This window comes from Streptomyces sp. NPDC048600 (assembly GCF_055587025.1).
Genome location: NZ_JBVJGZ010000038.1, coordinates 19,496 through 36,575, shown reverse-complemented (window position 1 = coordinate 36,575; position 17,080 = coordinate 19,496). Strand labels below are relative to the sequence as shown.

Here is a 17,080-nt window from a genome sequence, read left to right as displayed (position 1 = left end):
CCGCGCTGGGACCCGCCCGACCCGACGGTGGCCGGGTCAGGTGCCGCGCTGCCGCAGCTCCGACCCCGCTCTGCCCTTGACGACCTCCAGCTGGGCGTGGATCCGCCGCCGCAGGTCGGGGACATGGCTGACGATGCCGACACTGCGGTCGCGTTCGCGCAGGGAGTCCAGGACGTCCAGGACCTCGTCGAGGCTCTGGTCGTCCAGGCTGCCGAAGCCCTCGTCGATGAAGAGGGTGTCCAGGCGCACCCCGCCCGCCTCGTCGGTGACGACGTCCGCGAGGCCGAGGGCGAGGGCGAGCGAGGCGAAGAAGGTCTCGCCGCCCGACAGGGTCGCGGTGTCCCGCTCGCGTCCGGTCCAGGCGTCGACGACATGCAGGCCGAGTCCGCTGCGGCCGCGCCCGGAACGGTCGTCGGAGTGCACCAGGGTGTAGCGGCCGGAGGACATCCGCAGCAGCCGGGCGCTCGCCGCGGCGGCGACCTGTTCCAGACGGGCGGCCAGGACGTAGGACTCCAGGCGCATCTTGCGCTCGTTGTCGGCCGAGGTGCCCGCGGTCAGCGCGGCCAGGCGGGCCACGCGGTCGTGCTCCTCGCGCAACGGGGCGAGCCGGCGCACCCCGGCGGCCGCGCGCGCGGACAGCCGGTCGAGCTCGGTGCAGCGCCGGGCGGCCGCGTCCCGCGCGGAGGCGGCCTCGCGCAGCCGCCGGGACGCGTCGGCGGCGTGTGCCTCCGCGCCCGCGAGGTCGGCGGGCGGCCGCTGGGCGGCCGCGGCGGTGTCGGCCTCGGCGAGCACGGCCCGTACGGCGGCCTCCTCCTGCTGCCAGGCGTCCAGACGGTGCTGCAGTTCGCGGTGGGCGGCGTCGTCGAGGAGCGCGTCGGCGGCGGCCCGCGGGGTGTCGAAACCGGCCTTGAAGGCGGCGTCGGCGAGCCGGGCGTCGGCGTCCTTGAGCCGCTGGGCGGCGTCCTCCGCGGCGCGGGCGGCCCCGGCGGCGGCGTCCAGCAGCGCGACCTGCCGTTCCAGCTGCGCGGCGCGGGCGGCCACGCTGTCCAGGGCACCCCGGGCCTCGGCCAACTCGGCTTCCAGCGCTGCCCGTTCCCGCTCCAGGGCCTCGCGGCGGGCCGCGCGGGAGGCGGACCCGAGGGCGGCCTGCTGGCGGGCCTCGGTGCGGCGCCGGTGCTCCTCCTCGGCCCGGCGCAGGTCCTCGTGCGCGAGGTGGAGGCCGGAGGCCTCGTCCCGGGCGCGGGTGTGGCGCCGCTCCAGTTCTGCGGCCTCCTCGCCGAGCAGGGCGGCGGGGCTGTCACCGGCCTCGGCGGTGGCGGCGGCCAGTTCCTCCCGCAGCGTGCCGAGGCGGCGCTCGTCCCTGGCGCGGGTCTCCTCGGCGCGCTGGGAATCGGCCAGCGCGTGTTCCTCTGCCTCGCGGTCCACGTGCCCGGAGACCTTGCGGGCGGGCGCGGGGTGTTCGGTGGCGCCGCAGACCGCGCAGGGTTCGCCGGCGCCTAGGTTCGCGGCGAGTTCGGCGGCGATGCCGGTGAGCCGCTGTTCCTTGAGGTCGAGCCAGTGGGCGCGGGCGTCCACCGCGCGCCGCGCGGAGGCCAGTGCCCGCTCCCGGGCGGCGTCGGTCTCGGCGGCGAGGCGGTCGCGCCGCACGGCCGCGTCCAGCCGCCGCCGGGCCGGTTCGCGCTGCACGGCGAGCTGCTCGGCGCGGGTGGCGGCCTCCTGCGCGGCGTCGATCCGGGTCTGCAGGGCCGCGCGGCCGGTCTCCCATCCGGCGAGCCAGCCGTCCGCCTCGGCGAGGACGTCCTCGTCGGCGCGCTCCTGCCGGTCCAGTCCCGCGCGTTCGGCGCGCAGTCCGGCGAGCCGCTGCTCGGCGCGCCGGGCCGACTCCAGCCCGCCCAGCTCCTCGGCGGCCCGGCGGGCGGCGGCGGCGAGCCCGGCCGCGCCCTCGCCCGCGAGGCGGTCGGGCAGCGGCGCACGCGCGTGGGCCTCGGCGGCAGCGGCGCGGCGGTGCTCGGTGTCGGCGATGTCGCGCAGGTCGAGAGCGGGCGCGACGGCCTCCGCCTTGCGGGCCCGCTCCATGCGCCGCTGAGCCGCCTGGTGGGCCTCGGAGCGGTCCTGGAGGCGCCGCGCCCGCTCGCGCGCCTCGGCGGACCGCCGCTGCAGCCGCGCGGTCTCCCGTACGTCGGCGAGGGCGTGGTCGGCGGCGGCCTGGGCGGACTCGGCGGCGGCGAGGCGGCAGTGGGCGACGGTGAGCTGCTCGCGCGCGGTGCCGCGGGCGACGGCCGCCGCGATCAGCACGGCCTCGGCCAGGCCGGGCTCGCCGGGCGCCAGTTCGGGCAGCTCCATGGCGGCCCCCGCGGCCTGCTGCATGCGATGGGCGTCCGCGAGCAGCGCGGAGTCCCCCTCGCGCACCCCGGCCTCGGCACCGCGGCGGCGTTCGGCGAGGCGCTTCTCGGCCTCGGCGAAACGCTGGGTGTCGAAGAGCCGGCCCAACAGCCTGCCGCGGGCCTCGGCGTCGGCGCGCAGGAACCGCGCGAAGTCGCCCTGGGGCAGCAGCACGACCTGGCAGAACTGCTCCCTGCTCATCCCGAGGAGCTGGGTGACCTCCTCGCCGACCTCCTGGTGGGAGCGGCTGAGGTCCTTCCAGGCGGCGGCCGTGGTGTCGTACTCGCGCAGCCAGGTCTGGGCCTTGTCGAGCGTCGTCCCGGCGCCGCGCTTCTTGGGTCGCTCCCAGGGCGGCTGCCGGGTGATCTCCAACCGCCTTCCGGCGACGGTGAGTTCGAGCGTCACGGACGTACGGGCGGCCGGGGCGGCGTGGTCGCTGCGCAGGGCGGCGCCGAGGCGGGCGCCGGGCACCGAGCCGTAGAGGGCGTAGCAGACGGCGTCGAGGACGGAGGTCTTGCCCGCTCCGGTGGGGCCGTGCAGCAGGAAGAGCCCGGCGGCGGACAGAGCGTCGAAGTCGACAGTGTGGGAGGCCCCGAAGGGGCCGAAGGCGGTCAGTGCCAGGCGGTGCAGCCTCACCGGGCCACCTCCCGCACGGCCGCGTCGACGCGCGCGGCGTCGAAGGCGTCCCGCAGAACGGTCCGCTCCCGCTCGTCGGGGCCGGCGCCGCGCACATGGGCCACGAAGTCCTCGGCGATCTCCTCGTCGCTGCGGCCCGCCAGCCGCCGGGCGTAGGACACGTCGGGGTCGTCCGGGGCGCGGTCGGGGTCGAAGACCAGGCTGAGGGTGTGCGGGAACCGCTCGGCGAGCCGGGCCATGGGGTCGGCGGGGCGCACGGCGTCGGTGAGGGTGGCCTCGACCCAGGCGTCCTGGTGCGGGGCGAGGTCCGGGTCGGCGAGCAGCTCCTCCAGCGTTCCCCTGATCCTGGCCAGCTCACGCGGCACCGGGCAGTCGAGACGCTCGGCGGCGACCGTGCCGTCGGCGTCGAGGTCGACGAGCCACATGCTCTTGCGGTGACTCGCCTCGGAGAAGGAGTACGGCAGCGGGGAGCCGGAGTAGCGGACGCGCTCGGTGATGGTCTGGCAGCCGTGCAGATGTCCCAGCGCGGCGTAGTCGACGCCGTCGAAGACACCGGCGGGGACGGCGGCCACACCGCCGACGGCAATGTCCCGCTCGCTGTCGCTGGCCTCGCCGCCGGTGACGAAGGCGTGCGCGAGGACGACCGACCGCGTGCCCGGCGCGCGTGCGGCGAGGTCGGCGCGGACCCGGTCCATGGCCGCCGCGAGCACGGTCGCGTGTCCCGGCCGTTCGACGCCGAACTCGTCCTTGACCAGGGCGGGTTCGAGGTAGGGCAGGCCGTAGAAGGCGACGTCGCCGTGGGTGTCCGCCAGCAGCACGGGCGTGCCGCACGCGGCAGGGTCGGTGCGCAGATGGATGCCCGCCCGCCCGATCAGCCCGGCCCCCACCCCGAGCCGGCGCGCGGAGTCGTGGTTCCCGGAGATCATCACCGTCGGCACCCCGAGGTCGGCGAGCCTGTGCAGCGCCTCGTCGAACAGCTCGACGGCGGCCAGCGGCGGCACCGCCCGGTCGTACACGTCTCCCGCCACGACCACCGCGTCGACCTCGCGCTCACGCGCGGTCGCGACGAGGTGGCCGATGAACTCGGACTGGGCACCGAGCATGTTCACGCGGTGGAACGCCCGGCCGAGATGCCAGTCGGAAGTGTGCAGGAGCCTCATGATCCCCGAGGTTAACGGCCGGGTCTGACATCACGGGCGGTTACTCCCGTATCGCCCGTCATGACAGTTCTCACGTACGCAAGTCATGCCCGATTCATCACCGATTGGCCACTTATTGGTCTCAGGCGTCCCCGTACGCCTCGCCGCCCAGCTCGAACCCCGCGGACCCGGCGGTGATGTCGGCGAGCCACCCGCGGAAGGCGTCCACGTCGGCGTCGGGGAGGCCGATCTCGATGGTGACCCGCTCTGCGTAGCGGACGTCGCGGACCTCGCGGCCGGTGGCGCGCAGGTCGTTCTCGACCTTGCCCGCGCGCTGGTGGTCCACGGTGACCGTGGCGAGGCGGAAACGGCGGCGGGTGAGCGTGCCGAGGGTGTCGACGGCCTCGCCGACGGCACCTCCGTAGGCGCGGATCAGGCCCCCCGCGCCGAGCTTGACCCCTCCGTAGTAGCGGGTGACGACGGCGACGACGTAGCGCATGTCGCGGCGCAGCAGCATCTGGAGCATGGGGACGCCCGCGGTGCCGCCGGGCTCGCCGTCGTCGCTGGCCTTCTGGACGGAGGCGTCGGCGCCGATGACGTAGGCCCAGCAGTTGTGGGTGGCGTCCGCGTGCTCCTTGCGGACGGCGGCGACGAAGTCCTGGGCCTCCCGCTCGGTGGCGGCGGGGGCGAGCGCGCACAGGAAGCGGGAGCGGTTGACCTCGGTCTCGTGCACGCCCGCGCGGGCGACTGTGCGGTACTCGTCCTGCATCCGGCCAGCCTATGCGGTGCGCGCCGGGCGGCCGTACCCGGTGCCGTGACCGGAAGGGGTCACCGGCTCACCTGTCCGGTCAGGGCCCTAGTTCTTCCTGCCCCGCGGAACCATCACGCCCATGAGCAGCGCGCAGCCAGGCGCGAGGGCGTTCCAGGAGTGTCCGTACCAGGCGAGGACGGCGATCGCCGAGGTGGGGAACTTCTCGCGGACCGTCTCCAGGGAGTCGTCCAGTGAGCTCCCGGCCAGGGTGAGGACGAGCTCCTCCAGACCCGGGTTGTGACCGACCAGCAGGAGCGTCTGCACCGCGGGCGGTGTCCCGCGCGCCACGGTCAGCAGATCCGGCACCTCGGCGGCGTACACCCTCTCGTCGTAGCGCACCGGCGGCGGGGTGGCCCATTCCGCGGAGGCCAGTTCCCAGGTGCGGCGGGCGCGGACGGCCGTGGAGCACACCGCGAGGTCCGGTACGCAGTCGGCCTCGGCGAGCGCGCGGCCCGCCTCGGGGGCGTCCCTGCGGCCCCGGCCCGCCAGCGGGCGCTCGTGGTCGGGCACGCCCTCGGGCCAGGCGGACTTCGCGTGCCGCAGCACGAGCAGGCGGCGCAGCGGGCCTGCTCCCGTACGAGGGTTCACCGCGGGGCCCCCAGGTCGTGGGTGAGGTCCAGGCCCAGCAGCCGGTCGGCGTAGGCGTACGTCTCGAAGCGGGCGCCGTCCGGCAGGTCCGGCCCGGCCCCCTCCACCTGCCGCAGCACCCGCAGGACGCCGGGCAGGTCCAGGTCGTCCTCCCAGGCCTCGCGCAGACGCTGCCGTACCTCGGCGGGGATCGGCCGGGAGGGGCTGCGGGCCCATCCGGCGACGGCCCGCCTCCAGCGCACCAGACTCTCGTGGGCCTCCGTGCGGGCCGCGGTGTCCAGCTCCATCTCGGTGCCGCGCGGCCGCGTCAGCAGGGCGAGCCGCAGGACCGCGGGGTCGGGGCCGGGTTCCGAGGCGGCGAGCACGGGGGCGACCTCGACCAGGACGCCCCCGTCCGCGACGGGACCCTCTTCCCGTACGCCCACGTGGATGACCTGCGCCTCGCCCAGGCCCGCCCCCATGTCCCGGCCGTCCTCGAAGGGCCGTACGCCGAGGGCCGCCGCGGCCGCGCGCAGCTCGGCCTCCCGAGGGGCTCCGGCGAGGACGGCCCACACCGGGGTGCCGCCCAGTTCCAGCGCGCGCACCAGCAGGTCGGCGACGAGCAGCACACGCAGGGCGGTGAGGCCGGGCCCGCCGGCATGGGCCTCGACCCGGGTCAGGCCCCGGCGGACGGGGGCGGCCTCGACGGGCTCGCCGGTACGGGCGTCGATGATGCGCAGCACGAAGCGAGCGTAGGCGCGTGTGCCGGAGTGCGCAGGCATGTCGTACGCATTCAGGTCACGGCGTCGCGCGACCCCGGCGCGGGGAATCAGCGTGCGCCCCTCTCTGTTGGCCACTCTGGGCGGCACCGGCCGCCCGGAGTGACGACGAGGCCGAGGGAGGCCCTGGTGTACGGCGACGCAGCGGCGGTCCGCAAGATTCTCACCGAGTCCGGTGACACCTGGGCCGTGGTCGGCCTGTCGCAGAACCGGCGGCGCGCGGCGTACCGCGTCGCCGAGGTGCTGCAGCGCTACGGCAAGAAGGTCGTGCCCGTGCACCCCAAAGCGGAGACCGTGCACGGCGAGCCGGGCTACGCCTCGCTCGCGGACATCCCCTTCGAGGTGGACGTCGTCGACGTCTTCGTGAACAGCGATCTCGCCGGGGCGATCGCCGACGAGGCCGTCGCCAAGGGCGCGCGGGCCGTCTGGTTCCAGCTCGACGTGATCGACGAGGCGGCCTACGGCCGTACCCGCGCGGCCGGTCTGGACATGGTCATGGACCGCTGCCCGGCGATCGAGATCCCGCGCCTGGGCTGAACCGCCGGACCCCTTCTCAGCCGGCCGTCGCGAGCAGGAACATCACCGCCCCCGCCACCACCGAGAAGGCGCCCGCCATGGTGTGCAGCCGGGCCCGGCGCAGGGCGCCGCGGACCTGCCAGGCATGGGCCAGTTCGAGGAGGTCGCGGCGGCGGCGCCCGGCCTGCTCGGCGTTGGCGCGGGCCAGGGTCAGCCGGTAGGAGACCTCGGCGCGGCGGCGGTCGTCGCTCTCGTGGACGAGCAGGGCCTCCAGGTTGGCGGCGACCCTGCCGTGCAGCCGGCAGGCCGCGTCCAGCTCGGCGGGCGTGGTGCCGAAGGGCCCGTAGAACGCCCCTGGGGAGGCTTCGAGTTCGGCGTGCAGGTCGGCCAGCTCCCGGCGTTCGCGGGGTGTCGGGCCGGTGAGCACGCGCAGGGTGGTCAGCCGGGGCGTGAGTGCCTCGGCGGTGTGCCAGATCGCCCAGGCGACCCCGAGGACGGCGAGCGTCAGCCCGGCCGAGGCCAGGGCCAGGTCGCCGCCGTCGTGCACCTCGCCGATCCCGGCCAGCGGCAGCCCGCCCAGCATCACTCCGCCGACGGCGGCGAACGCGACAACGGTCCAGCGGGCCGTGGCACGCATGTCGGTGACCGCCGCCTGCGCGGCGGAGACCAGCGCGGCGTCGGCCGACGGCTGGGGCTCGGGCGGTGTGGTCACCTGGGCTCCGGGGCGGTGGGGCCGCGGTCCGGGTCCGTGAAACCGCCTCCGTCGGCGTCCGCCGGGTCCGCCCTGCGCACCAACGCCCGTGCCTCCTCCTCGCTCGTCGCGAGGTCGGGATACAGCCCCCAGACCTCCCCGTCGTAGAACTCCACCTGCCCCAGGTCGTTGAACCGCACGCTGCCGATCTCGGGCCCGTCCGTGCCGTCCCCGCCCGTCCCGCTCATCCCGTTCCCCCTCCCGCACCGATCTACTTCGGCTGTGCCACCGACGTGGTCCCGCGAACCCCCGCCGCGCCGGTTCTCCCTCAGCCCCACGCGTCGTGGGTGCGTGCCCCGCGCGGTCCGGCGGGGTCGGGCAGCCGCTCGCGGAAGTACTCGCCGACGACGGTGTCGACGACGGCCCTGCGGGCCGGGCCGGGCCGGCAGGCCTCCAGCAGCGCCCACAGCAGGGCCGGGGACGGTCGCGCCCCGGCCGCGGCAAGGACCGCGTGGACGGCGCGCCTGCCGAGCCGGGCGCCGACGGTCCAGCGCAGCAGCAGGCGGTAGAGGCGGATGGCCAGCGCGGGGTTCCGCGGTGCCATGCGGTCCACGGCCTCGGCCAGGAACTCGGTGCGGCGCAGCACGTCGTACGCGTCCCGGCGGGCGCGGCGGCCGGCGCCGTGCTCGGCGCAGCGCTCCAGCAGGGCGCGGGCCCGTTCGGGCTCGGTGTGGCTGATGCGGTCGATCTCGCGGATCAGGTCGGTCGTGTCGAACCGGCCCACCAGTACCTCCGTCAAGTCGTCGAGGGCGTCCCTCGCGAGTCCCGTCCGTGCGGCGCAGGCCAGCAGCGGCACCACGTCGAAGGCGACGCCCCTCCCGGCCGCCCGGTCCATCCGTTCGTCCAGCTCCGCGCGGACCAGGTCCGGGTCGGGCGGGGCGGCGCGCAGGACGTTCTCGAGCTCGGAGCGGGCGCCCTGCGAGGCGGTGTCGAAGGTGCGCCGCAGGGCCGTGAGCCGGATCTCCTCGTGCACGAGCCGGTAGTGGTCCGCCTCGGGTGTCCGGGCCGACCAGGCCTGCAGCAGCCGGGCGAGGTGTGCGTCCTTGAGTCGGCCGAGCTCCAGGCGGACCGGGGGCAGGGCGGCGCGGCTGCCCAGATAGGCGGCCTCGGTGGCGGTCAGGTCGCCGTGCGGCGCGGCCTCCAGCAGGCTGGTGAGGTCGCTCAGCAGACCGGGGGCGAGGCTGTGCTGTTCGAGCCATGCGTGGACCTGCTCGGCGGTGGCCAGGGGGTGCGTGGGCCGCATGCGGCCGAGGGCCCGCCGGCCGCGCCTGCGCCGGAGCCTGACGAGCAGCGCGGCGTAGGCGCGCAGCGGTCCGCCGGGCCCGTCGGGGGCGCCGGCGTCGATACGGCGCCGGGTGCCCTGGTGCGCGGCCGTGGCGTCGGGGCGTACGAAGACGAACTGCGGGAGTTCGTGCAGCGCGTCGCTCTCCTCACGGGTGGCGAACGTCCAGTCGCCGACGACGACCTGGCCGAGCAGGTCGGCCAGCGCGTGCACCACGACCTCGCCGGGCACGGGTGAGCCGACCACGGTCAGCGGGGCTCCGGGATGCTCCATGAGGGCCTCGGCGAGCCGGGTCAGCAGGCCCTCGGGCACGTCGAGGACGGCGCTGTCGAGGTCCTCCAGGAGATGGTTCCGGTTCAGCAGCAGGCCGCGCACCCGGTCCAGGGCCACCCTGGACAGCAGTTCGGACTCGGGGCCGCGCGGGGCGTGGCCGTCCAGGAGCGCGGCCAGGCGGGCCGGGGGCGGCAGCCAGTCGTCCCAGTCGCTGCGGCAGGCGGCCAGCGCGAGGTTCAGGTCCATGCTGTCGGCGGGGCCGGTGAGCACATGGGTGAGGGTGGAGCCGGAACGCCCGTGCCGGTCGCGCGCGGGGACCTTGCGCAGCAGGGCCGCCTCGTGGCCGTAGCGCAGGTAGACGAAGCCGGGGGCGGTGTCCCCGGAGTCGTCCTGGGCGGCCCACACGAGGTGCTCTATGCGGTTGTTCCAGCGCAGCAGCGCCTCGCGTTCGAGCGAGGTGGTGACCGGGCCGACGTCGCCGCGGCCGAGCAGGGAACGGTCGGACCAGCGGTAGACGGTCAGGTCGGCACGCGCGGACCGGATCACCGCGTCAGCTCCCCGGCGCGCCGGACGGCGTCGGCGTGTAAGCGCCGGGCCGTGACGGCGGGCCGGCGGGCCCGCCGGAGGTACGTGGTGTCGTCGAGGTCCTCGGCGGGTCGGCGCGGTCGCCGTGCCTGGTACGGGGGTTCGCCGGAGCGGGCCTGTTCGCCGGTCTCCGCCGTCAGCCCGAAGGACACCGGCTCCCCACCGCCGGTTCCGGGCCGTCGCCCGCGGAACTGCTCCACCCCCGTGTCACCTCCCCGTCGGGGACCGTACGCCGTTCGGCGGATCCCCTCCGCACACCAACTATCACAGAACGTGGTCCGCGTGACGGCCTGTTCGGTCAGCACTCGCGTGGCGTGCCCGGATCGAAACCATGCATGACGTGCAGTCAACTTGCTTTCTACGAAGGCAGTTTGGCTCCTCAGGCACTCAGTGGATCGGGTGCCGCGGGGCGTTCGCCTTCACATCGGAGGCCCTGACGGCGGCGGCCCGTCGGGACCGGGCCGGGCCGCCGTGAGCGGTACGGCGGCCACCGCGAGGGGTACATCCAGGACAGGGCGCCGGCGGAGTGCGCCCGCGCCACGACGCGAGGTGATCGCCATGCCTTTCGCCGACGGGGACATCACCGTCAAGCAGATCGACGCCGAGACCTGGGAGTTGAGGGAGGTACTCACCTACCGGGGCAGCAGGCAGACGTTCGTCGTCCCGGTCCCCTTCCGTACGGACTTCGCCTCGGTGCCCACCATGTTCGTGTGGCTCATCCCCCGCTACGGCGTCTACACCAAGGCGGCGATCCTGCACGACTTCCTGTGCCGCGAGGCCCCGGTGAGCCGGGCCGACGCGGACGGCATCTTCCGGCGTGCCCTGCGCGAGCTGGGCGTCTCGGCCCTGCGGCGCTGGATCATGTGGGCGGCGGTGCGTACGGGCAGCAGGCTGTCGGGGGCCGGAGCCGGTTCCTGGCTGCTGTGGCTGCTGGTGACCGTCCCGGCGGTGGCGTTCCTGGCCGTGCCCGCGCTGATCGTGACCGTGTGGCTGGCCCTGTTCTGGGTGCTGGAGTGGATCGCGTACCTCTTCACCGGCCGCCGCACTCCCGGCCGGGCCAACGAGCCTAGCTTCAGCGGCGTACCGACGCCCGGGTCCTGACCCCGGCGTACCGACGCCGGGGTCCCGGCCCCGCTCAGTCCTCGTGCGGGGGCCGGTCCGCGATGCGGTGGTCCGCGACGCTGAGCGCCTCGGCGACCAGTCGCCGCAGATGACCGTCGCGCAGCGCGTAGACCACCCGGCGGCCCTCCTTGCGGGTGCCGACCAGTCCGGCGAGCCGCAGCCGCGCCAGATGCTGGCTGACGGCGGGCCGGGCCGCCCCGCACCGCTCGGTGAGCGTGCTGACGTCCGCCTCGCCGTCGGTCAGCGCGTGCAGCAGGGCGAGCCGTGTGCGGTCGCCGAGCAGGGCCAGCAACTCCGCCGCGAGCGCGAACTGTTCCTCGCCCGGGGTGCGCGGATGCGCATCGTGCGCAGGTGACAGGTGCATGCGTGCGTTCATACGCACATAATGTCGCCAGGCGCGGGGTACGTCCACCACGCCGCACCGGAAGGGGAACGACGTGAGCGACCGGCACGAGCACGACCACGGACATGACCACGCGGACGGTCATGGACACGGTCACGGGCACCACCCGGCCCGCGGCGGTCTCCGGCACCGCCTCGCCCATCTCCTCACCCCGCACTCGCACGAGAGCGCCGACAAGCTCGACTCCGCCCTGGAGACTTCGGCACGCGGGATGCGCGCGCTGTGGGTGTCGCTCGCGGTGCTGGGTGTGACGGCGCTCGCGCAGGCGGTGGTGGTGACGGTGTCGGGCTCGGTCGCGCTGCTCGGCGACACCGTGCACAACGCGGCGGACGCGCTGACCGCCGTGCCCCTCGGGATCGCCTTCGTGCTGGGCGGCCGCGCGGCCACCCGGCGCTTCACCTACGGCTACGGGCGCGCCGAGGACCTGGCGGGCATCGCGATCGTGCTGACCATCGCCGCGTCGGCGGTGTTCGCGGGCTGGACGGCGGTCGACCGGCTGCTGGACCCGCGGCCCGTGGCACACCTCCCCGCGGTCGCGGGAGCGGCGCTCGCCGGGTTCGCGGGAAATGAGTGGGTCGCCCGCTACCGCATCCGGGTGGGCCGGGAGATCGGCTCGGCCGCGCTGGTCGCCGACGGACTGCACGCCCGCAGCGACGCGTACACCTCGCTCGCCGTACTGCTGGGCGCGGCCGGTTCGGCGCTCGGCTGGCGGCTCGCCGACCCGGTGGTGGGTCTGGCGATCACCGCGGCGATCGTGCTGATACTGCGGGACGCGGCCCGTGAGGTGTTCCGGCGAGTGCTCGACGCCGTGGACCCGGCGCTGGTGGACCGGGCCGAGGAGGCGCTGCGGGAGGTGCCGGGCGTGCGCGGGGTGGGTGAGCTGCGGCTGCGCTGGATCGGGCACCGGCTGCGGGCGGAGGTGGCGGTGGTCGTGGACGGGGAGACGACCGTGCGCGAGGCCCACGCCGTCGCGGTGGCCGCCGAGCACGCCCTGCTGCACACCGTGCCCCGGCTGACCGCGGCCCTGGTGCACGCCGACCCGGCTCCCGTGCCGGGCGAGGCGGACCCGCACCAGGCTCTGGCGCATCACGCGCCCGCCCCGGGGGTCTCCCGCCCCGTCATCACGGCGTAGTCATCACGGCGTAGGAGGCGCGGGGTTCAGGACAGGGCGAGTCCCAGACCCTCGAGCACCGTGACGCCCGGCAGGTCGGCGAAGGCCTTGCCCGGGACGAGGAGCTTGCCACGCCGTCGGCCGCTGCCGACCAGGACGTACGGCAGGTCGACGACGGCGGCGTCGACCAGCAGAGGCCAGTCCGCGGGCAGCCCGACGGGGGTGATGCCGCCGTACTCCATGCCGGTCTCGCCGGTCGCGGTGTCCATCGCGGCGAAGGAGACCTTGCGGGCGCCGAGATGGCGACGGACGGCACCGTTGACGTCGACGCGCGTGGTGGACAGCACGACGCACGCGGCGAGGGTCGTCTCGCCGCCGCGTCTGCCCGCCACGACGACACAGTTCGCGGACCGCTCCAGCAGCTCGCGGCCGTAGTGCTCCACGAAGACGGCCGTGTCGGCCCACCGAGGGTCGGTCTCGACGTAGACGATCTGCTCGGCGGGCACACCGCCGCGCCAGTCGCGCACGGCGTCGGCGACCGGGCGGATCAGCTCGTCCAGACAGTCGGGGGCGGGTACGGCGTGGTCGAAGTCTCCGATGGGTGCACGCATGACCGCACGCTAACAGCCGCTCCGGCCACCGGCCTCGACGTCTCAGTGCACGGGCGGCACGGAGACGGCGAGCACCATCTCCATCGGTTCGCCACCGGTGTTGCCGTACGTGTGCGGGGCCCCGGCCTCGAAGGAGGCGCTGGCGCCGGCCGGGACGCGGTACTCGACGCCGTCCACGGTCAGGGTCAGCTCGCCCGCGGTGACATGGACGAGTTCGACCGTGCCGACCGGGTGCGGATCGGAGGAACTGGACTCGCCGGGCATCAGCCGCCAGTCCCACAGCTCCAGCGGGCCGGGCGACTCCGTTCCGGCGAGGAGCCTGCTGTAGCTGCCGGCCTCCGTGTGCCAGAGCCGTACGGCCTCCTCGCCCGGGACGATCCGGACCTTCGGGCCCTGTTCGTAGTCGAGCAGGGTGGTGATGCTGACACCGAGCGCGTCGCCGATCTTCACGACCGTGCCGAGACTGGGGTTGGTGCGGGCCTGCTCGATCTGGATGAGCATGCCGCGGCTGACGCCGGCCCGGGCGGCGAGCGTGTCCAGGGTGAAGCCGCGCTCCGTCCGCCAGCGCTTGACGTTGCGTGCCAGGGACTGGGTCAGCAGGTCGAGGTCCGCCACATTTCCGTCCAAGGAGTCGGGCCGGGCACGGCTCGGGCCGGTGAACCCGAGGCCTGGTCCAGTATTTTGGATGACAGGGTTCAATCGACCGCACTACGGTGACGTGCACCCGATCGTTCACCGAACTGTACTGCGAGGGTCCTGTGACAGCACTCTTCGCCCTGGCCACCAGCCTGCTCTGGGGCCTGGCCGACTTCGGCGGCGGACTGCTCGCGCGGCGCGTCCCGTCGCTGACGGTGGTGGTCGTCTCGCAGTCGATCGCGGTGGGCGTTCTCGGCGCGGTCGTGGTGGCCACGGGCGGCTGGAGCGAGGCGGGACCGCGCCTGTGGTTCGCCGTGGCCGCGGGCCTCGTCGGCCCGGTCGCCATCCTGTGCTTCTACGAGGCCCTCGCGCGCGGCCCGATGGGCGTCGTCTCCCCGCTCACCACGATCAGCGTGTTCGTCCCCGTGTCCGTCGGCCTCGCCCTGGGCGAACGCCCTCATCCACTGCAGATCGCGGGCATCGCGGTCGCCGTGACCGGTGTGGTGCTCGCCGGAGGGCCGCAGTTGCGCGGCGCCTCGGTGGAGCGTCGGACGATCCTGTTCACGCTGGTGGGCGCGCTGGGCTTCGGGACCTGCGTCGCGCTGATCGCCGAAGCGTCCACCACGCTCACCGGGCTGTTCCTCGCCCTGTTCGTGCAGCGGCTGACCAATGTGCTCGTCGGCGGCACCGCGCTCTATGTGTCCGCGCGGCGCGGCGCGCCGGTGCTGCCGCGGGGCGGCTTCCCCTGGCGCGCGCTGCCGGCGCTGGCCTTCGTCGGGCTGGCGGACGTCGCCGCGAACGGCACGTACTCCGTCGCCGCCCAGCACGGGCCGGTGACCGTGGCCGCCGTGCTCGCCTCGCTGTACCCGGTGGTGACCGCGCTGGCCGCGCGCGGGTTCCTGGGGGAACGGCTGCGGGGGGTGCAGGCGGCGGGGGCGGGGCTGGCCCTGATGGGGACGTTGTTGCTGGCGGCGGGGTGAGGCCGGGGCGGCCGGTCCGGGCCGGGGTTCAGCTCTGGGGGTCGGGGGCCGGTTCCAGTTCGGCCAGCCGGGCCACCGTCTCCTCGTCCAGGTCCGACAGGGCGCGCAACTGGTCCGGGGTGACGCCCTCCGGGATCGGCACCGGGGCCGGGGTGCGCAGGGGCGGCTGCCAGCCGTCCTCGGGCGTCCAGCGCCGAACGACCCGGGCGGGGGCGCCCGCCACCACCGAGTGGTCCGGCACCGCGCCCCGCACCACCGCGCCCGCGGCCACCACCACGTTCCGGCCGATCCGGGCGCCGGGCAGGATCACCGCCCCGGTGCCGATCCAGCAGCCCGGGCCGATCTCCACCGGCTCCATCCGCGGCCACTGCCTGCCGATGGGCTCGTGCGGGTCGTCGTAGGAGTGGTTCGTGGACGTGACGTAGACGTACGGGCCGAAGTAGCAGTCACTGCCGATCGTGACCGTGGTGTCGGCGATGACATGGCTGCCGCGGCCCAGGACCACGCCGTCGCCGATGCGCAGGATCGGGTCCGGGCCGAGGTCGAGATCGGGCATCAGTCCGGCGGTGAGGGTGACCTGCTCGCCGACGATGCAGTGGGAGCCGACGTGGATCCAGGGCTCGCCGAAGACCGTGCCGAGCGGGAAGGCCAGCCGGCTGGCCTCGCCGAGCGCGCCGAAGCGGAACCGCCCGGGGCGCTCCGCCGTCACGGAGCCCGTGCGCTGCACCCAGGCCCAGCCCGTGTGCACGACGCGCTGCGCGAGGCGGCGCCGCCAGGATGAGAACGTGTTCTTGCTCTTCGGCACGGCCTCACGGTACTCAGCGCGCCGCTCCGCCATGGTGTCCAGGGCCTGTGATCTTCGCCCCACCGGGTGGCGTACCGTGCCGGATGTCTACGACTGGGAGGCCGACATGGAACAGCGTGCGTTGATCACCGGCATCGGTGGCAAGGAGCCCGCGATCGACGAGAGCGCCTTCGTCGCGCCCACGGCCTCGGTGATCGGGGACGTGACGCTCGGGGCGGGGGCGAGTGTCTGGTACGGGGCGGTGCTGCGGGGGGACGTCGAGCGGATCTCCGTCGGCGCGAGCAGCAATGTGCAGGACAACTGCACGCTGCATGCGGATCCCGGGTTTCCGGTGAACGTCGGTGAGCGGGTGTCGATCGGGCACAACGCGGTGGTGCACGGGGCGACGGTCGAGGACGACTGTCTGATCGGGATGGGGGCGACCGTGCTCAACGGGGCGGTGATCGGGGCGGGGTCCCTGGTCGCCGCCCAGGCGTTGGTGCCGCAGGGGATGGTGGTGCCGCCGGGGTCGCTGGTCGCGGGGGTGCCGGGGAAGGTGCGGCGGGCGTTGTCCGAGGAGGAGCGGCAGGGGGTTTCGCTGAACGGGGTGATGTACGCGGAGCTGGGTAAGGCGCATGGGGAGGTTCATGCGGAGGGTTAGCCCTGGCCGACGGCTTGGCGGGGGGCTTGGGGGGCTTTCCGTCGCGGTTCGCCGTCCGGCCGTCTTGGGCTGGTCGCGCAGTTCCGCGCGCACCTTGGGGGGCGTTGTGGGGGGCCGGGCCGGGGACCCGGCTCTCCGCCGTCGTGGGGGTTTGCGCAGTTCCCCGCGCTCCTCGGGGGCGTGGCCGGCTGTGGATCCGGCTTTCCGCCGTCCTTGGGTGCGCAGGTCCCCGCGCCCCTTGGGGGGTACCCCGTGTCCCTAGAGGGTTTCTGTGGGGACGGGGGCTGGGTCGGGGGTTGCTGCTTTGGCCTTGCGCTTGAGGATCAGCATGGATGTGAGGCCGATCAGGACGGCGGCTACCAGGCCGAGCCAGGAGAAGCGCTTGAGCCAGGACTCGGCGACGACGCCGACGTAGTAGATGACGGCCGTGGTGCCGCCGGCCCAGACGATGCCGCCGAGGACGTTGGCGATCAGGAACTTCCAGTACGGCATGTGCAGCACGCCCGCGAGGGGGCCCGCGAAGATGCGGAGGAGGGCGATGAAGCGGCCGAAGAAGACGGCCCAGACGCCCCACTTCTGGAAGGAGCGCTCGGCGGTCGCGATATGCCCCTCGCTGAAGTGCTTGGGGAACTTCCCGCCGAGCCAGGCCAGCAGTGGCCGCCCGCCCTTGCGGCCGATCGCGTAGCCGATGGAGTCGCCGACGATCGCGCCGACACTCGCGCACGCGCCGAGGACGAACGGGTCGATGTCACCGTGCTGCGAGGCGAGCAGCGCCGAGGAGACCAGGATGATCTCGCCCGGCAGCGGGATGCCCAGGCTCTCCAGGCCGATGACGACGCCGACCAGCAGATAGATGGCGAGCGGGGGCACCGATTCGAGCCATTCCTGGACGTGCAACGCCGCTACCTCCCAGATCTGCGCAGACCACTGCGTCTCTTCGTGTGCCCGGCGGCGGCACACGCCGCGAAGCCTACCCAGTCAGTCTGACGTCCCGGCCGTCACGGTGGTTGTGCCGGTCCCCGTGGGACACGGTGACGTACGCCACGTCACC

At 74.7% G+C, this 17,080-nt stretch carries 18 protein-coding genes; 5 read left to right on the top strand and 13 right to left on the bottom strand.

The features are described 5' to 3' along the window. Positions 1-36 precede the first annotated feature (36 nt). The 5 genes from ACZ6SQ_RS34470 to ACZ6SQ_RS34450 all read right to left on the bottom strand — a co-directional run bounded on the left by ACZ6SQ_RS34470 (position 37) and on the right by ACZ6SQ_RS34450 (position 6,317). Positions 37-3,018 carry an AAA family ATPase gene (locus tag ACZ6SQ_RS34470; RefSeq protein ID WP_469569214.1) on the bottom strand — a complete coding sequence of 994 codons (2,982 nt, stop codon included), beginning with the start codon at positions 3,016-3,018 and terminating at the stop codon, positions 37-39. Next, a complete protein-coding gene (locus tag ACZ6SQ_RS34465; RefSeq protein WP_469569212.1) occupies positions 3,015-4,178 on the bottom strand; it encodes an exonuclease SbcCD subunit D in 1,164 nt (387 codons plus the stop codon). Before ACZ6SQ_RS34465 ends, ACZ6SQ_RS34470 begins: the two co-directional genes overlap by 4 nt. A 121-nt stretch (positions 4,179-4,299) precedes the next feature. Next, positions 4,300-4,926, bottom strand: a complete 627-nt coding sequence (locus tag ACZ6SQ_RS34460) for a YigZ family protein (protein WP_469569210.1) — start codon at positions 4,924-4,926, stop codon at positions 4,300-4,302. Between the two features lie 87 nt (positions 4,927-5,013). After that, a complete protein-coding gene (locus tag ACZ6SQ_RS34455; RefSeq protein ID WP_469569209.1) occupies positions 5,014-5,556 on the bottom strand; it encodes a SixA phosphatase family protein in 543 nt (180 codons plus the stop codon). After that, complete coding sequence (locus ACZ6SQ_RS34450) at positions 5,553-6,317, bottom strand: hypothetical protein (protein WP_469569207.1); 765 nt, start codon at positions 6,315-6,317, stop codon at positions 5,553-5,555. Before ACZ6SQ_RS34450 ends, ACZ6SQ_RS34455 begins: the two co-directional genes overlap by 4 nt. A gap of 126 nt (positions 6,318-6,443) precedes the next feature. Between ACZ6SQ_RS34450 and ACZ6SQ_RS34445 the strand changes: the two genes are divergently transcribed. After that, positions 6,444-6,851: a CoA-binding protein gene (locus tag ACZ6SQ_RS34445; protein WP_469569205.1), complete on the top strand. Its 408-nt coding sequence runs from the start codon at positions 6,444-6,446 to the stop codon at positions 6,849-6,851. A gap of 16 nt (positions 6,852-6,867) precedes the next feature. Here ACZ6SQ_RS34445 and ACZ6SQ_RS34440 read toward each other — a convergent pair whose 3' ends face one another. From ACZ6SQ_RS34440 to ACZ6SQ_RS34430, 3 genes are all read right to left on the bottom strand, one after another. After that, complete coding sequence (locus ACZ6SQ_RS34440; protein ID WP_469569202.1) at positions 6,868-7,542, bottom strand: hypothetical protein; 675 nt, start codon at positions 7,540-7,542, stop codon at positions 6,868-6,870. Then, positions 7,539-7,769, bottom strand: coding sequence for a hypothetical protein (locus tag ACZ6SQ_RS34435; protein ID WP_469569201.1), 231 nt, complete (start codon positions 7,767-7,769; stop codon positions 7,539-7,541). Before ACZ6SQ_RS34435 ends, ACZ6SQ_RS34440 begins: the two co-directional genes overlap by 4 nt. A gap of 80 nt (positions 7,770-7,849) precedes the next feature. Beyond that, positions 7,850-9,682: a hypothetical protein gene (locus ACZ6SQ_RS34430; protein ID WP_469569199.1), complete on the bottom strand. Its 1,833-nt coding sequence runs from the start codon at positions 9,680-9,682 to the stop codon at positions 7,850-7,852. A 597-nt stretch (positions 9,683-10,279) separates the two neighbouring features. Here ACZ6SQ_RS34430 and ACZ6SQ_RS34425 point away from each other — a divergent pair. Continuing rightward, complete coding sequence (locus ACZ6SQ_RS34425) at positions 10,280-10,822, top strand: DUF1353 domain-containing protein (RefSeq protein ID WP_386383671.1); 543 nt, start codon at positions 10,280-10,282, stop codon at positions 10,820-10,822. A gap of 34 nt (positions 10,823-10,856) precedes the next feature. Here the strand turns inward: ACZ6SQ_RS34425 and ACZ6SQ_RS34420 are convergent, their stop codons facing one another. Beyond that, positions 10,857-11,219, bottom strand: a complete 363-nt coding sequence (locus tag ACZ6SQ_RS34420) for an ArsR/SmtB family transcription factor (protein ID WP_469569196.1) — start codon at positions 11,217-11,219, stop codon at positions 10,857-10,859. Positions 11,220-11,280: 61 nt separating this feature from the next. Between ACZ6SQ_RS34420 and ACZ6SQ_RS34415 the strand changes: the two genes are divergently transcribed. Then, entirely contained in the window at positions 11,281-12,378 is a 1,098-nt protein-coding gene (locus ACZ6SQ_RS34415; RefSeq protein ID WP_469569195.1) for a cation diffusion facilitator family transporter, read from the top strand. A 26-nt stretch (positions 12,379-12,404) separates the two neighbouring features. Here ACZ6SQ_RS34415 and ACZ6SQ_RS34410 read toward each other — a convergent pair whose 3' ends face one another. Then, positions 12,405-12,968: a YbaK/EbsC family protein gene (locus ACZ6SQ_RS34410; RefSeq protein WP_469569193.1), complete on the bottom strand. Its 564-nt coding sequence runs from the start codon at positions 12,966-12,968 to the stop codon at positions 12,405-12,407. A 42-nt stretch (positions 12,969-13,010) separates the two neighbouring features. Next, positions 13,011-13,583, bottom strand: a complete 573-nt coding sequence (locus ACZ6SQ_RS34405; protein ID WP_386383664.1) for a helix-turn-helix domain-containing protein — start codon at positions 13,581-13,583, stop codon at positions 13,011-13,013. A 143-nt stretch (positions 13,584-13,726) separates the two neighbouring features. Here ACZ6SQ_RS34405 and ACZ6SQ_RS34400 point away from each other — a divergent pair, with 143 nt between their 5' ends. Further along, a complete protein-coding gene (locus ACZ6SQ_RS34400) occupies positions 13,727-14,584 on the top strand; it encodes an EamA family transporter (protein ID WP_469569190.1) in 858 nt (285 codons plus the stop codon). Positions 14,585-14,612: 28 nt separating this feature from the next. Here the strand turns inward: ACZ6SQ_RS34400 and ACZ6SQ_RS34395 are convergent, their stop codons facing one another. Then, positions 14,613-15,389, bottom strand: coding sequence for an acyltransferase (locus ACZ6SQ_RS34395; RefSeq protein ID WP_469569188.1), 777 nt, complete (start codon positions 15,387-15,389; stop codon positions 14,613-14,615). A gap of 106 nt (positions 15,390-15,495) precedes the next feature. On the opposite strand from ACZ6SQ_RS34395, the gene ACZ6SQ_RS34390 reads away from it, so the two are divergent. Continuing rightward, positions 15,496-16,029, top strand: coding sequence for a gamma carbonic anhydrase family protein (locus ACZ6SQ_RS34390; RefSeq protein ID WP_469569252.1), 534 nt, complete (start codon positions 15,496-15,498; stop codon positions 16,027-16,029). A 258-nt stretch (positions 16,030-16,287) separates the two neighbouring features. Here ACZ6SQ_RS34390 and ACZ6SQ_RS34385 read toward each other — a convergent pair whose 3' ends face one another. Continuing rightward, positions 16,288-16,926: a DedA family protein gene (locus ACZ6SQ_RS34385; RefSeq protein ID WP_469569187.1), complete on the bottom strand. Its 639-nt coding sequence runs from the start codon at positions 16,924-16,926 to the stop codon at positions 16,288-16,290. Positions 16,927-17,080: the final 154 nt, after the last annotated feature.

Coding starts and splice junctions, on each gene's coding strand:
- ACZ6SQ_RS34390 (WP_469569252.1), top strand. CDS start 15,496: ATGGAACAGCGTGCGTTGATCACCGGCATCGGTGGCAAGGAGCCCGCG.
- ACZ6SQ_RS34410 (WP_469569193.1), bottom strand. CDS start 12,968: ATGCGTGCACCCATCGGAGACTTCGACCACGCCGTACCCGCCCCCGAC.
- ACZ6SQ_RS34420 (WP_469569196.1), bottom strand. CDS start 11,219: ATGAACGCACGCATGCACCTGTCACCTGCGCACGATGCGCATCCGCGC.
- ACZ6SQ_RS34450 (WP_469569207.1), bottom strand. CDS start 6,317: ATGCCTGCGCACTCCGGCACACGCGCCTACGCTCGCTTCGTGCTGCGC.
- ACZ6SQ_RS34465 (WP_469569212.1), bottom strand. CDS start 4,178: ATGAGGCTCCTGCACACTTCCGACTGGCATCTCGGCCGGGCGTTCCAC.
- ACZ6SQ_RS34460 (WP_469569210.1), bottom strand. CDS start 4,926: ATGCAGGACGAGTACCGCACAGTCGCCCGCGCGGGCGTGCACGAGACC.
- ACZ6SQ_RS34435 (WP_469569201.1), bottom strand. CDS start 7,769: ATGAGCGGGACGGGCGGGGACGGCACGGACGGGCCCGAGATCGGCAGC.
- ACZ6SQ_RS34425 (WP_386383671.1), top strand. CDS start 10,280: ATGCCTTTCGCCGACGGGGACATCACCGTCAAGCAGATCGACGCCGAG.